This is a genomic window from Halobacillus sp. GSS1 (assembly GCF_017307035.1).
Lineage (GTDB): Bacteria > Bacillota > Bacilli > Bacillales > Halobacillaceae > Halobacillus > Halobacillus litoralis.
In genome coordinates this window covers 318,762-332,622 of sequence record NZ_JAFLHE010000003.1, presented here as the reverse complement: position 1 = coordinate 332,622, position 13,861 = coordinate 318,762, and the positions used below count along the sequence as shown (strand labels likewise).

Annotated in this window: 11 protein-coding genes; 4 read left to right on the top strand and 7 right to left on the bottom strand. The window is 44.1% G+C overall.

Annotated features, from left to right (window positions below):
- Nucleotides 1-71 precede the first annotated feature (71 nt).
- The 3 genes from J0K78_RS10025 to J0K78_RS10015 all read left to right on the top strand — a co-directional run bounded on the left by J0K78_RS10025 (nt 72) and on the right by J0K78_RS10015 (nt 2,810).
- On the top strand, nt 72-1,427 hold the full coding sequence (locus tag J0K78_RS10025) for a sensor histidine kinase (protein ID WP_206946610.1): 1,356 nt from the start codon (nt 72-74) through the stop codon (nt 1,425-1,427).
- Nucleotides 1,405-2,025 carry a response regulator gene (locus tag J0K78_RS10020; RefSeq protein WP_160910720.1) on the top strand — a complete coding sequence of 207 codons (621 nt, stop codon included), beginning with the start codon at nt 1,405-1,407 and terminating at the stop codon, nt 2,023-2,025. The genes J0K78_RS10025 and J0K78_RS10020 overlap by 23 nt, the downstream gene beginning before the upstream one ends.
- A 62-nt stretch (nt 2,026-2,087) precedes the next feature.
- The gene (locus J0K78_RS10015; RefSeq protein ID WP_206946608.1) at nt 2,088-2,810 is read left to right on the top strand and encodes a Bax inhibitor-1/YccA family protein; all 723 of its coding nucleotides are present in this window, start codon (nt 2,088-2,090) and stop codon (nt 2,808-2,810) included.
- A 99-nt stretch (nt 2,811-2,909) separates the two neighbouring features.
- Here the strand turns inward: J0K78_RS10015 and J0K78_RS10010 are convergent, their stop codons facing one another.
- From J0K78_RS10010 to J0K78_RS10000, 3 genes are all read right to left on the bottom strand, one after another.
- Nucleotides 2,910-4,202 (bottom strand): alpha/beta hydrolase family protein, encoded by a 1,293-nt coding sequence (locus tag J0K78_RS10010; protein ID WP_206946606.1) that lies wholly within the window; start codon nt 4,200-4,202, stop codon nt 2,910-2,912.
- A gap of 135 nt (nt 4,203-4,337) precedes the next feature.
- A complete protein-coding gene (locus tag J0K78_RS10005; protein WP_206946604.1) occupies nt 4,338-5,510 on the bottom strand; it encodes an MFS transporter in 1,173 nt (390 codons plus the stop codon).
- Between the two features lie 162 nt (nt 5,511-5,672).
- Entirely contained in the window at nt 5,673-6,713 is a 1,041-nt protein-coding gene (locus J0K78_RS10000) for an ATP synthase beta subunit C-terminal domain-containing protein (protein WP_206946602.1), read from the bottom strand.
- Nucleotides 6,714-6,865: 152 nt separating this feature from the next.
- Here J0K78_RS10000 and J0K78_RS09995 point away from each other — a divergent pair, with 152 nt between their 5' ends.
- Entirely contained in the window at nt 6,866-7,618 is a 753-nt protein-coding gene (locus J0K78_RS09995; RefSeq protein WP_206946600.1) for an alpha/beta hydrolase family protein, read from the top strand.
- A gap of 93 nt (nt 7,619-7,711) precedes the next feature.
- Here J0K78_RS09995 and J0K78_RS09990 read toward each other — a convergent pair whose 3' ends face one another.
- The 4 genes from J0K78_RS09990 to J0K78_RS09975 all read right to left on the bottom strand — a co-directional run bounded on the left by J0K78_RS09990 (nt 7,712) and on the right by J0K78_RS09975 (nt 13,304).
- Nucleotides 7,712-9,103, bottom strand: a complete 1,392-nt coding sequence (locus J0K78_RS09990) for an amidase (RefSeq protein ID WP_206946598.1) — start codon at nt 9,101-9,103, stop codon at nt 7,712-7,714.
- 14 nt (nt 9,104-9,117) lie between these two features.
- Nucleotides 9,118-10,395 carry a sensor domain-containing diguanylate cyclase gene (locus J0K78_RS09985; protein WP_206946596.1) on the bottom strand — a complete coding sequence of 426 codons (1,278 nt, stop codon included), beginning with the start codon at nt 10,393-10,395 and terminating at the stop codon, nt 9,118-9,120.
- 978 nt (nt 10,396-11,373) lie between these two features.
- On the bottom strand, nt 11,374-12,078 hold the full coding sequence (locus J0K78_RS09980; RefSeq protein ID WP_206946594.1) for a CAP domain-containing protein: 705 nt from the start codon (nt 12,076-12,078) through the stop codon (nt 11,374-11,376).
- 80 nt (nt 12,079-12,158) lie between these two features.
- On the bottom strand, nt 12,159-13,304 hold the full coding sequence (locus tag J0K78_RS09975) for a DEAD/DEAH box helicase (RefSeq protein ID WP_206946593.1): 1,146 nt from the start codon (nt 13,302-13,304) through the stop codon (nt 12,159-12,161).
- Nucleotides 13,305-13,861 lie beyond the last annotated feature (557 nt).

Sequence of the window (13,861 nt, the reverse complement as noted above, 5' to 3'; positions counted from 1 at the left end):
AAAAAAGCATCGAAAATATCAGTCTCATATATTAGAATATATAGAAAGATCTCGTCGTTAGGGTGACTGCCATGAAATCAGAATTGCTGAAGTCGAAGAGTATATGGATTAAAATCGTTCTCATATTGATTGGCATGACTATGCCGCTCTGGCTGAGTGTGGAGAGGTCCGGCCTTGCAGCTGTCATCGAGAGGCTTCAAGCTGCCCCCTCAGGTGCCACATTGATGATGGCTGCGTTCGGACTAGTCATGTTAAATACGGTTCGAGCCCTCCCTCATTACATTGGTGCTCTGCTGCTCGGAGATGAGCTCGGTGTAAAGTTGAAGCGGCCCTGGTTGAAGGTTGCTGTCCCACTGATCATCATCCCATTGGTTTACGCCTTGATTAACGGGTACAACTCCATCAATTACCATTTCGGAGGTCCTGCGATTTTTCTTTTATTATCGATCGCCGTCCTTCACTTTTTAGGACATGGGCAATTACGCCCTGTATTCAAAGCTTTCATTCTCGCCCAATTGCTCTTCGGGTTCCAATGGCTGGATACGGTACTTTTCCTAAGTGCTTTCGGATTTGGTGGCGGACAAATTTCCATGGAAGTGAAAAGTATGGCTGCGGAGCTAGGGTTCGGAAGTACGTTAAGCTTTTACAGCCTCGTCTTTTTTGCGGTATTTATCGTAAATGCCACGTTCCTCGCGGTGTACTTAACTGTTGCTGAACAAAAAGCAAAAATGAGACAGGACTTGGACATTGCCCGGCTCGACATGGTGGAATCACGTTCTGGAAGAGAAGCCTTACACCTCGTTCACGACTTGAAAACTCCATTATCCCTGATGGAGGGGCTGAACAGCCTCATCCAAATGAAAACGAAGGACGACGAAATCCTTCAGTACACCAATAAAATTTCCTCGTCCATTCAAGCAACCAGCGATATGGTATCTGAAATCTTGTATCACGAGAAGAAAAATTGGTGTACCTTAAAAACATTCATCGAATATGTACGCGCGAATAAATTATCAGATTCAGCCACCATTTATGCGTTTGATTTAAGCGCTGATGAAAATATTGAAATTTATATTAATAAAATCAGAATGACACGAGCGCTTGTCAATTTGATTGATAATGCCAGCGATGCTGTTGAAGGAAAAAAAGACGCCAAAGTGACCATCGCTACCAAAGTAGAACAATCAGGCATTCTTATTGGTGTGAAAGACAACGGTCATGGCATCAGCCAATCCAATATCAATAAAATTTGGAATGCAGGATACAGTACGAAATCCCATCCTGGTGTAGGCCTGACATTCGTCAAAAACGTCGTCAATGAACACGGCGCGGAGCTATCCATTGAAAGCGAGCAAGGAGTCGGAACGACATTCTGGATCCATTTACCGAAGGAGAGAGTGCGAGATGAAAATACTGATCATGGATAATGATGAATCCTTACGTTACATGCTGACAGAGTTTTGTAAACATGCCGGGTGGGAATCAGACACGGCAGTGAACGGTCGCGAAGGGACCGATATGTTTTTAAAAGGAACTTACGATGTCATCCTTGTCGATTACCATATGCCGGAGATGGATGGACTCCAGACCGTCAGGGAAATCCGCAAACACAATACGGTCGTCCCCATTCTCGTGCTCACGGTAGATGAACGGCAGGAAGTGGCTGATCGCTTCCTGGAAGAAGGCGCCACCGACTTCGCCTTAAAACCAGTGAAGGCTCCTGATCTCATTTCCAGAATCAAGCTTCATGCACAAATTGCTAACATGAAAAACAAGCAGGAAGATGATGATGATGTGTTCACCGCTAAAGGAATCAGCAAAGGAACATTAGGTTCCATCTCCAGCTACTTACAGGAAAATCGTGACGCCTATCCTGTAGACGTTATCTCAAAAGACATCGGCCTTGCCTACCCGACCGTGTACCGATATCTCATGCATTTACTAGAAGAAGGCAAAGTCAAACAAGTGGTGAGTCATCAGAAAATCGGACGACCGAAAAAGCTTTACAAATGGTATGCCCATTAAGTGTCTCTCGTGTTCACGAAGGGTATACCTTTAAAGGAGATGCATAAAGAAGGAGTGGTAAGATGAGATCGGGAAATCCCGTTTTAAAAGACGATACATTTCAGCGTTCTGCAGCAACTGGAAAGACGATGACCCTGGGTGGGACAACAGCAAAAATATCCCTCCTCTTTTTATTTTTACTAGGAACAGCGGCATACACATGGTACCAGTACTCATTGGGAGTCGATGTGACGCTCATGATGATCATCGGGGCTATTGGAGGTCTTATTTTCGCTTTGATCACCGCCTTTTTTCCTAAAGCTGCACCCGTCACTGCCCCTATATACGCAGCACTGGAAGGCTTTTTCATCGGTGGTATTTCGGCCTTCGTTGAGGGAGCTTATTCCGGGATTGTCATTCAGGCTGTCAGCCTGACGCTCGCCGTAATGGGAGCTTTATTGATTCTTTATGCAACAAGAGTCATTAAAGTCACAAGGAACTTCCGACTGATGGTTGTTTCAGCTACGTTAGGCATTTTCCTTGTGTATCTGGTGAATTTTATATTGAACTTTTTCGGCATGACTGTTCCCTATCTCCATTCCAGTGGTCCTATCGGGATCGGAATCAGCCTTTTCATCGTGGCCATTGCCGCCTTGAACCTCGTTCTTGATTTTGATTTCATTGAGAAAGGCGTCAACCGAGGTGCGCCCAAGCACATGGAATGGTACGGAGCATTCGGCTTGATTGTAACTCTTGTCTGGTTATACATCGAAATTCTCCGCCTTCTCCAAAAACTCAGACGTTAAACGACTAAAAAGAGAGGGATTTCCTTTTTCAGGAAATCCCTCTCTTTTCTTTCTATTCAAGCTTCCTTATTACTAGAATAATCGTCCCTTTATGAGCACCTAATGAAAACCGTGCTGGTTCAGGAAATCTACGATACCCTCGACAAGTCCATCCGCAAGAGGCAGGTCAGGGTTCGTATAAGTCGCTAAGTTTTCATCCCTATTCTCAGGAGCTTCCTTGAGCACATGATTCATCCCTTCCACAAGCATCAGTTCCGCCTCCGGATCTGCCTCTTTCAAGAGCTGTGCTTCTGATTCCGGCACCTGTATGTCATGCGTTCCATTTATAATTAATGTCGGGACATCTAGCTCACTTAACTGCTCGGAAGGGTCGTAAGCCATCCATGAAAGAAGAAAGGATTGAACATCCGGAGCAAACACACCTTGGAGAGACTGGCTGACGTCAGGAACCGTCTTACCTTCACGCATCTGTCCAAGAATCGTTTGACTTTCTTCAAACAAATCTTCCGGTAAACTGTCACCGAGCTGCTTTTCTAAAACATAATCAATGGTTTGGCCGGCACCTGCTAAGGAAATGAATGCTTCTGTCGTTTCAGCACCTGCAGCCATCATTCCGACAAGGGACCCTTGACTGTGGCCAATTACTGCTATATCTGTAAAACGTTCATCATCTTCTAATGTTTCCAACCATTGCTTGGCATCATCAATAAAGATTTCAAATCGCATTTCACTTTGATCCGTGACAGCATTTATATTTTTGCCTGCGCCTCGTTTATCGTATCTTAGGGAAGCAATCCCTTTGTCTGCTAAAGACTCTGCCAAAAGCTTGAGACTGTTGTTGTTTCCCGCGCCTCCCTGAGAGTTCCCATTTCGATCGGTAGGTCCTGAACCTGGGATAATTAATGCGACAGGATAGGGACCTTCTTTCTCAGGGAGCAATAACTCACCATATAATTGGCCTGTCGATGTTTCAATAGATAAGAAATCTCCCTCGTCATCCCCCTTATCCCCTTTCTCGCCTTTTCTCAGTGAAAATGGGAACGTTTGTCCATTCTGTGTAAAAGTACCGCTCAATTGCTCGCCTTCCAGTTTTCCATCAAATTGAACAGACTGCCCAGGAAGAAGCATCTGAAAAGAGACACTTTCTTCATTGGCAACGATCTCGGTTAACGAAAAATCCGTAACATTTTGAGCAGGAATGGCGATTGTCCCTGTCCATTCTTCTCCAGAATGAAAATCGACCAGAATGTTCAATGGTTGATTGGGGATTTGAATTTCACCCTCCCAGTGACCTTCCAACTCTTTATATTCTTTTCCTTCGGTTTCCTCATTCTTCTTGTTACAACCTGTAATAATAAAAAGTACGATTGCCAGCAAAAATAGCTTTTTCATCGTCACCCTCCCTCATATCTACCATTTTACAAGAGATGAAGGAAATTTATAACAGGATGTTAGTAAACCATTTCATTTGCGTTAGATCATCGCGGCTCACAAAACACTCCGTCAAAAAAGACGGAGTGCTTACATTTATGCTTGAGCCTGAGTTGACTTCTTACTATTGAGGAAGAATGTTGTGATAAACATAAGAGCAAGAAATACAATAACGATACTGAAACCACCGGCCATTCCGAAAGCTTCAGAAGCTAGTCCGACGATGTAACCAGCAATACCGCCACCAATACCTGCCGCGATATAAATGAGTCCAAGGGCTGAACCACCTGTTTTAGACAGCTGGGTACCAAAGGCTGTGGCAGTAGGGAACAAGGTGGAGAAGAATAACCCTGCCCCTGCGAATAGGTAAGGGAAATTCTCAGCGACTAAGAAGCTGGCACCTACCATCAACAGAGCGCCGGCAGAAAATGTAATTAAGATGATGCGCTCATTGATCCAATTGGTCAAATAGGCCACACCTAGACGTCCTGCCATGAAGAAGATGGAGAAGACAGACAGGATGGTGGCTACCATGTCCTCTTTATTAGACGTTGACATTCCGCCAAGATCCAGCGACTTCAAGTACGTCGGGAAGAAATTCATGAACGAGACTTCTGCCGATACTTGGAAGACGAGAAAGATCATGAGAAAAACAAACTGAGCGTCTTTCAGCATCGGAATGAATGCTTTTAAATCAATTTTTTCTGCTTTCCCTGATGGAAAAGCTACGCTGGTAATATAGATGATTACAGCTACTAAACTGACGGCAATCCCTATATAAAAATAACGCCAGGAGGCAAATTGGAACATGTAGTTTAGAAATTGTGGAAATAGCACCATTCCTAACCCATACACTCCCATCGCAAGGTTGAACATCTGATTTTGTTTTTCCGGATAAGCGGCGGGAACGATCGCGTTGGAAGCGACACCGAGCGCTCCTAATCCGAACCCTACAATCATATAGAAACCTAAGAAGAACATGATATTAGGCGCAAGTCCCGTACCAAGAAATCCAAGACCCATAATGATGGAACCGATGATGGTCATCGTCCGCAAGCCTTTCTTATCGGTGTAGTAACCGATAACGACACTGGCAAGCGTGAAGCCAAGTTGGAAAATGAGAACAACAAGACCGAATTGGCTCATATCCAACCCCAGGTCCTTCTCTACTTGATCCAGTACAATCCCCTTTGTATTGGTTACGCCACCCGAAATGAATTGGGTAAACATAAGAATAATTAATGCATGTATACTTTTTCCCTTTGTCATGTGGGGTACCTCCTGAAAATGATTTGTATCAGAACATTTTCAGGAAATTCCCCGCTAAATCCGGGTTAAAACTGTCTTTTTTCATGTAAACGTTTTTTTATGAAATTTTTTTTCTTCCAGTTGTTTAACCTAAAGAAGCTGGCAGATCACCCCAATTTGAAATCAGTCCAGGCTGCCGACCATGCTGAATTCTTCAACCTTTTTGTGGTCGTAGCTCCCATCTGTAATTTTCCTTACGTCTATTAGCATCTTTTTCATTGGAACATGAGTGCCTTTCACACCTGTAAAGGCTTCGGCTACAAAAAATGGTTGAGTTAAATAAGACTCCAATTTCTCTCCACGCTTGAACAGCTGCGTATCCGCCTCTGACAAGGGGTCCATCCCACTCGCCCGGACAATAGATTTCAGTTCACGATAACGGCGCAACAGCTTTTGTGCTCTTTGTTGGGTTAAAAAATGCTCCTGATCCAAGTTTGCTCCTTCTAAAACGGAAGATGTGGAATAGATCGGATGGATAGCCGGATACATATGACGTGCTGATAAATCCATATCAAACTGCCATAAGGTCTCAAGAGGTCCATATGGCAAATCTTCGTCCACAGCTTCTCCTTTCAAATCGACGAGAAATGTAGTGACAGAAGCCTCCCCTGCCCATTTTTCCTGTAGCTGATAGATACTTCCATTCTGCACATGAGAACGATCAGAGACAAAAATGACTTCTTGCGTTTTCGATGCTTCAACAACAGCCTTTTCCGCTTCTTCTATGGTGAGGTGTATGGAATCTACATCAGCTGTAATGTCTGAAACCTCGGGATGATCTCCTTCCGGCTGAAGCATGACGATGAAGCATCCTTCTTTTTTCAAACGATAAAAGATTTCCGCTAAAACCACCAGCTGTCCCATCCCCGGTCTTGCTACTAGGCCAGCTGTTCCACCTTTAGCCAATGGAGCAAACAAGTCGATCGTCTTAATTCCTGTTTCAATCATTTCGAATTTCTCCCCTCTGATAATCAGTTCATCTACACTGCATTCCGCCAAGCTTGCCAAAGCGACTAACGTTCGTACTTCCGTTCTTCCGAGCGCAATTTTACCCGTACAAAGATTCGAAACTGTTGCAGGTCGTAAACCGACCGATCTTGCTGCTTTCGTTAAGTTCGGCACACGCCTTCTTAAAAGTGCGACATTCAAGTGAATAGATTCCATCATCACCCTCCTTATTACCTTATATAGTAATCTTGATTACTTTCAAAAGCAACAAATTTTACTTTAAAAAGAAATTCAAATTACGTTTAAATTTAAAACCTTCACCCTCCATATTATGGTAAGCTATTAGAATAAGCTTAGGGGGGAAGGCAATGGAAAGGATTACTTTTCGTAATATACAAGGATTGAAGCTAAGAGGCGTCCTTCAGAAAGGGACAAATGACAAACTGATCATCATGTGCCACGGATTTCGTTCCAATCGCTCATCGCACGGTCGATTCGATCGATTTGCAGAATGCTTCCAAAACCTCGGATACCATGTGATGCGATTCGATTTCGGGGGTTGTGGGGAAAGTGAAAACCGACCATTGAGCCTTGAAGATGAAGTAAACGACCTTACAGCCGCGATCGATCATGCTGTTTCCAAAGGGTTTACTCAGATTGCTCTCTACGGCCACAGTTTAGGAGCACGCGTCTGCCTCGAAAGCTATCAACCCAATTACATTAAGACCATGATCCTTACAGGAGCAGGGACCGGCCCTGTTAGATACGATTGGACAGAAGAATTCACTTCCGCTCAATTAAAGGAACTAAAAGAAACCGGTTATCTGAGTCACCCCGTACAAGACCCTTACCGTGAAGAGATTGTGATATCAAAACAAATGTTAGTAGACTTTGAACAACTAGATCAGGAGAAGTTGTTGTCCTCCATCCAATGTCCTGTCTTGATTGTGCATGGTGATCAAGGAGAAGAAGAGATATTGCTGCCTTTAACTGAAAAAGGAATGAAATGGCTCCCGCCCTCCTCACAATTGACTGTAATTAAGGGAGCGCCCCACAGCTTTGAGGGATACCTGAACCACGTTGAAAAAGCAGCCATAGACTGGCTCCACAAACACTTCTAACTAACGCTGCCTATTGTGGAAGACTCCCACGATGTTTAATAAGGGACTTAGATAAAGAACCCGTAGTCCCCTTGCAGGGGCTACGGGTTCTCTTTAGATGATCTCGTTATATTTGTGCCACCATGGTCGTGCTTCTTCGAGCTGGGCGGCTAACTTTAACAGTTTACGTTCATCCCCAAACCTCCCAGTGAAGTGAGAACCAATTGGGATATTCTCTTCATTCCAGTAAAGAGGAACACTCATGGCAGGCTGGCCAGTTACGTTCGCCACTGGGGATAAGTGGGCATATTGAGCAGATACAGCCAATATCTCATCAATTGTTTTTTCTTCTCCGTTATAGCATCCTAAAGGTAAAGCAGACTTGGAATTAACCGGGTGCAACAGCACATCATACTGATCAAAGAACGAGTGAAACTTCACACTCTCCGTCGCCAAAAACATGCGTGCTTGCTCGTATTCCATTGCGGTGTAGCCTTCCGCTTTTTTTATCAATGTCGAAAGCATTTTCTCCAAATGCTGATCGTCAAGATTGACCCCATTCATTTTTGCTGCCCCTTTAACAGCTAAAGCACCACCGACGACCCATACTGTAACAAACGCATCCATGAAACGATGGAGATCAAAATCGGGATAGGCGACTTCTACATCATGCCCGAGCGATTCACAGAGATCCGCCGTATGACGAATAGCTCGTTGAACATCTTGCTGGATAGGCATCATTTCTCCGAAGTCTGCCATATACGCAATTTTCAAGGACCCGAGATCTTCGTGAGAGATTCGATCATAAGGCCCCCCTTTGGCCGGGGTTGCAAAGAGATCTCCTTTTTGTGGTCCTTCCAGCAGGTCTAGGAGTGCGGCGCTGTCTCTTACTGATTTTGTCACCCCATGACTGACGGCAAGGCTGTTCAGATGCATGGAAAAAGGCGTCCTCCCCCTCGTCGGTTTCAACCCGAACAAACCACAGTTGGAAGCAGGGATGCGGATCGATCCCCCTCCGTCACTGGCATGTGCAAAAGGGACCATACCGGATGCAACAGCTGCAGCTGCTCCTCCACTTGAACCTCCAGGTGAATATTTCTTGTTCCATGGATTTTTCGTGAACCCTAGGTGAACAGACTCCGTAGCAGGCGTGAAACCGAATTCAGGTGTATTACTTTTCCCAATAAAGGTAAGTCCGCCCCTTCTGAAGCGTTTCACTATTTCATCATCCCCATTGGCTTCAAAACCTTTCATTATCTTTGAACCGTAGGATAACGGCTGTCCTTGGACAGCATTTAAATCTTTGATAAGAAAAGGAAGGCCCCGAAAATATCCGGTTGTATTAACAGGTTCATCTATGTAGTGAACCACAGCATTCAATTCAGGGTTCTTACGTTCCATGACTGATTTATAGTGATGAATAACATCTGATATGTTCAATTCTTTACTTTCTATTTTCTCTTTTAATGCGACGGCATCAAACTGATGAAGTTCTTGGATTTCCATGACTGATTCTCCTTTCATGAACCATGAGTATAAACCGATACACAACTTCTTCCATTTTCTTTCGCCTTGTAGAGAGCCCGGTCAGCGTTTGTGAGAAGTTCTCCTTGCCCCACCCCATGTTCAGGATAAATAGACACTCCAATCGACACACTGATTTCAATCTCACATCCTTGCAAGTGGATCGGTCGGAGTACACGATCCAGCATTCGATCGGCCACTTGACGCGGGTGGTTGATGTCAGCTAACCCTGATAAAAGAATAACAAATTCATCGCCACCCAGGCGAGAAAGCGTGTCCGTTTTTCTTAACTCCCGGCTGAGCCGTTTCGTAAAGATGACAAGCAATTCGTCACCGATTTGATGTCCATAGCGATCATTGATCTGTTTGAAATTATCCAAATCAAAGAATAGTAAGGCAAAGATCGAATCCCGGTGGTCCACCCGTTTCAGCTCATCCTCCAACTTTTCAAAAAAGTATCGCCGGTTCGGGATTTTTGTCAGCTGGTCATGATAAGCCATTTCCTCTAGTTGATGCTGCTGCTTTCTTCGTTCCGATATGTTACGGCAAATCGTCTGGACCGCCTTGACTTGGTGGTATTCCACAAGACCTCCATGCAGCTCAACATCAATGATCGATCCATCCACTCTTTTAATTTGACGTTCAATCGGTCCTTTCACATATCCCCCTGACAATAAAGTCTTCAGGCGTTCTCTTACATCTTCAAGGGATTCATTGTAGAGGAATTTCTTTATATCCTGACCAAGTAATTCTATAGCTTTGTCCGCCCCAAGCAAGTCCATTCCTGCTCGGTTTACATAAATGATACGGTCTTCTTTATCATGGAGAAATATCGAGTCCGGCGAAGTTTCAACTACCGATTCATAACGACTATCACTCTCTTTGCGTTGACGTTCTTTCTCTTCAATCAGTTTCAATGTTTGGGCGGATCCCATTTTTATATATAGAAGATAAGCATTCTCAACCTTTATCGATTGTATACCATATGGGATTTGAAATGGGTTTGGAGAACGGCCAGAGCTCTCAACGATCGTTTCAGGGAATTTGTCCGCCTTTTCCATCGTCTCCGCGATATGGCTCCACTCAGCCTCACAATAAAGGTCATTTAATGCACATCCCTGAAGGTCCCCATACACTCGCTGCATCGTTGCATTGATATAGGTATAGACCATCCTCCCTTTTACATTTTGGATAATGGCTACCGCATCACTTAAATGCTCAAATAAGTTTTTAAATAACGATGGTTGATGAATCAAGGAATGGATGGCGTTCATATGTAAGCACTTCTTTCCTGTTAATAATAAGGTGAAAAGAACTAGAAACTAATGTTATAACTTAAAAATTATAACACTAGATCATCATCCCCTTCCATTTATATACAGACTTTTTGCATTTTTCTTAATTATTCACCATGCCTCACGGATCAAATATTAACCGGCTGTGTTTGATTTCACATACTGTAATGGAAATCTTTTTCTACATAGGTTTATTTGAATATGGGGAGGGTAAATGAATCGAAAGCTTTTAGGAGATGAGTCCCAAATGAAGGTCTATAAAAAGTCCACCCTCACACTTCTTCTTTATTCGCTGTTCATTCTCACTGCTCTGGTTATCCATCACCTTTTATCGCCCACCCCTTTTCAATATATCAGGAGTATCATCTGCTTTGGACTAGCCCCTGCTCTTATTCTCTATGCTAATCACAAACAACTTTGGTTCCGTTCCAGCCTCCGCTGGATAATAAAATTAAGCCGCCGTCCCCTTTTAAGTTCAACCACCTTCGTAATGAGCGCACTCGTGAGCTTCGATTTGACCTTTCACTTTTCTCTCCACGAGTTTGTTCACCTGTTTATTTTAGGATTCGGGTCTTTTATTTACTGGGCACCTCTACTGTTGCAATGTTCCTTCATCAAGCTCCAAAACTACATGAGACGCTTTCTATACTTAATGCTGACCTCTATATTATTTGTGCTCTATCATGAAGCTTCTTTCTTTTTCCGTGAAGGTACGGATACTGAGGCCTTTTTGTACACAGGTGTGATGATCATGATCATCCAGTTATTTTCCTTAATCATAGAGTGGGCTGAAGCCGAGAAAGAGACAGACCCCGTTAATGTCAGAGGATATTTCAAATCCGTCTCCAAAAACTAATGAACTCCTACATTCTTTCGGAATCCTGATATTTTAAAATCCCTGCCCTGCAAATATAAAAAAAGCCGGATTCCTGTGTGTCGGAACCCGGCTTTCATTAATTAACGAGGGGTCATGAATAGTTGTGTCCAGTATCTTTTATATGGCCCTTCACCTTCCATGTATCCTACACCAATATGGGTGAAGTCTTCGTGGAGGATGTTGGCTCTATGGCCATCACTGTTCATCCATCCCTCTACAACTTCTTCGGGTGACCGTTGGCCAGCGGCTATGTTTTCACCCGCTGCCCGATAACGGAAGTCAAATTCGTCCATCATCTCAAAGGGCGAGCCGTAGGTTGGTGAAGTATGGCTGAAATAGCGTTTGTCAGCCATGTCCTGTGACTTTACGTTGGCTAATGCGCTCAAACGATTATGGGTTTTTAATGGCTCAAGTCCCCGCTCTTCCCGTTCTTTATTGACCAGAGCCACAACCTCCTGTTCGAACTCTTTCAGTTCATAGCCGGAGAGTGAATCCTCTGATACCCGCTCAGTCGTGCGATCTGGGGATTCTTGCTCTTCTGGAGGGGCATCCGGGTATTTCCATTCCACATCTTCAAGGAACTTAAAGAACGACTGGACATCTACTGCAAAATTCTGAAACTCATTTTTTATATCTGTATTCTCTACTAAGCCCTGCACATGTTGCGATACCCTCTCATAGGAAGCCCGGGGACCTTCTTTCCAAAAGTCCTGGGCAGAAACTGGTGTCGCAATGACGATGATCACAAACAAGGCCACAAGAAAGAGAAAGAACTTTTTAATCATGGCAATTCTCTCCTCACTTCAGGCTAGAAGTACTCTCTCCCAGTATTCCATGGCATCGCTTCAAAGGCAAACGGCAATATTTAACGCTTGGCGACTCTTAACTTCCCTTTATAAATCTCCGCTTTATGGAGGGGCAGCTCTAAATCACGCGCAAACTTCTTCAAACGTTTCTCTTCTACAGGATTCACAAGGGAAACAACTGTTCCTTCTTGAGAGCCGATTCGTCCGGTCCGACCTGCACGGTGGATATAGGATGTCATATCTTTAGGAACATCAAGGTTGATGATATGGTTAATTTCGATAATATCCAGTCCTCTGGCAGCCACATCTGTAGCAAGTAGTAATGGATATTCCCCTTTTCGGAATTCCTTAATCGCCTTCGCCCGTTGTTCTTTTTTCGCATCACTGTGTAACAACCCGATATCCAGGTGTTTATATGTTAGTTTCTCAGCCATGACGTTCAACTTGGCAATATCCTGCATGAATGCAAGACCTTTGAATGCTTCCATCCGGGCCAGTTTTCTTAATGTCTCTATTTTATCTCTGTCTTCACAAACAATATACGTGTGAGTCACGTCTGGTTTCTTCAGTTCTTCTGTAACCCGAATCACTTCTGCCTCTTCATCCATGAATGTTTGAGCTATTTCAATAACCTCATCAGGCAGTGTGGCTGAAAACAACAACGTTTGCGTATCACGCATCGTACTTTTCAACACATCTTCAACCGTATGGATATGTTCTGGAACAAGCAGTTGATCCGCTTCGTCCATAATCACTGCTTTGATTTCATGTGCCTTCAGTTTTTTCTTCTGTATCAATTCGTACACACGACCTGGGGTACCCACAACGATGTGCGGCTTTTTCTTCAACTTGTCCATTTGGCGCTTAATATTCGCGCCGCCAATCATCGTCATACTGGTAATGCCGCTTCCTTTTGTCCAAGTCTGGACCTCCTGATGAATCTGCATCACTAATTCATGAGAAGATGCCATAATCAACACTTGTGTATGTTTCTGTTCAGGATCCACCTTTTCAATCAGTGGTAGTAAATAAGCCAAAGTTTTTCCGCTGCCTGTAGGAGCTTCCGCCACTACATCTTTGTCTTCTAAAATAAAAGGAATGGCCTGTTCTTGAACTTTCGTCAAACTCTCATATCCTGAAACCTGCCATGCCTCTTTCGTAGAAGGGGACAATTCCCCAAACCACGATGGATTACTATCTGTCATCTATAATCTTTCCTTTCCGTATATCCTTAGATTCCCAATATTCTTCTATTACCCACCCCACCCTTCAACTAAAGCTCCCTTTTCTTGAAGACTCAGTTTCGAGACGATTGTGTGGTTCTAGGGGCTCCGGGAAAAGGTTCGCTTTCCATGGGGCGGGCGGTGAGCCTCCTCAGGCTACGCCTTCCTGGGTCTCACCTGTCCCACACGTCCCATAGGAGTCTCACCGTTTCCCTCCGCCCCTTTACCTTATAAGTGTCTCGAAACCACTTCTAAAAGGGTCAGCTTGAATGATTAAGGGAAGTGGATGATTCGAACACCTGTATTCATAAACAAGGTTCCAAATCTTCTCCCCTATGCGGGCATATAGTGCGTTCTATCAAGCATTTGCGTATGCTAAACGTCAACGAGGTAGAGTTTAAATCATTCACTTCTCATATCCATACAAGCTGTTTTTTAAGTAGTGGTTTCGAGAACCATACTTGGTTAAGGGGCGAAGGGGAATGGCGAGACTCCTGCGGGAAAAAAGTGCAGGGTGAGACCCCACAGGACGCAGTCCG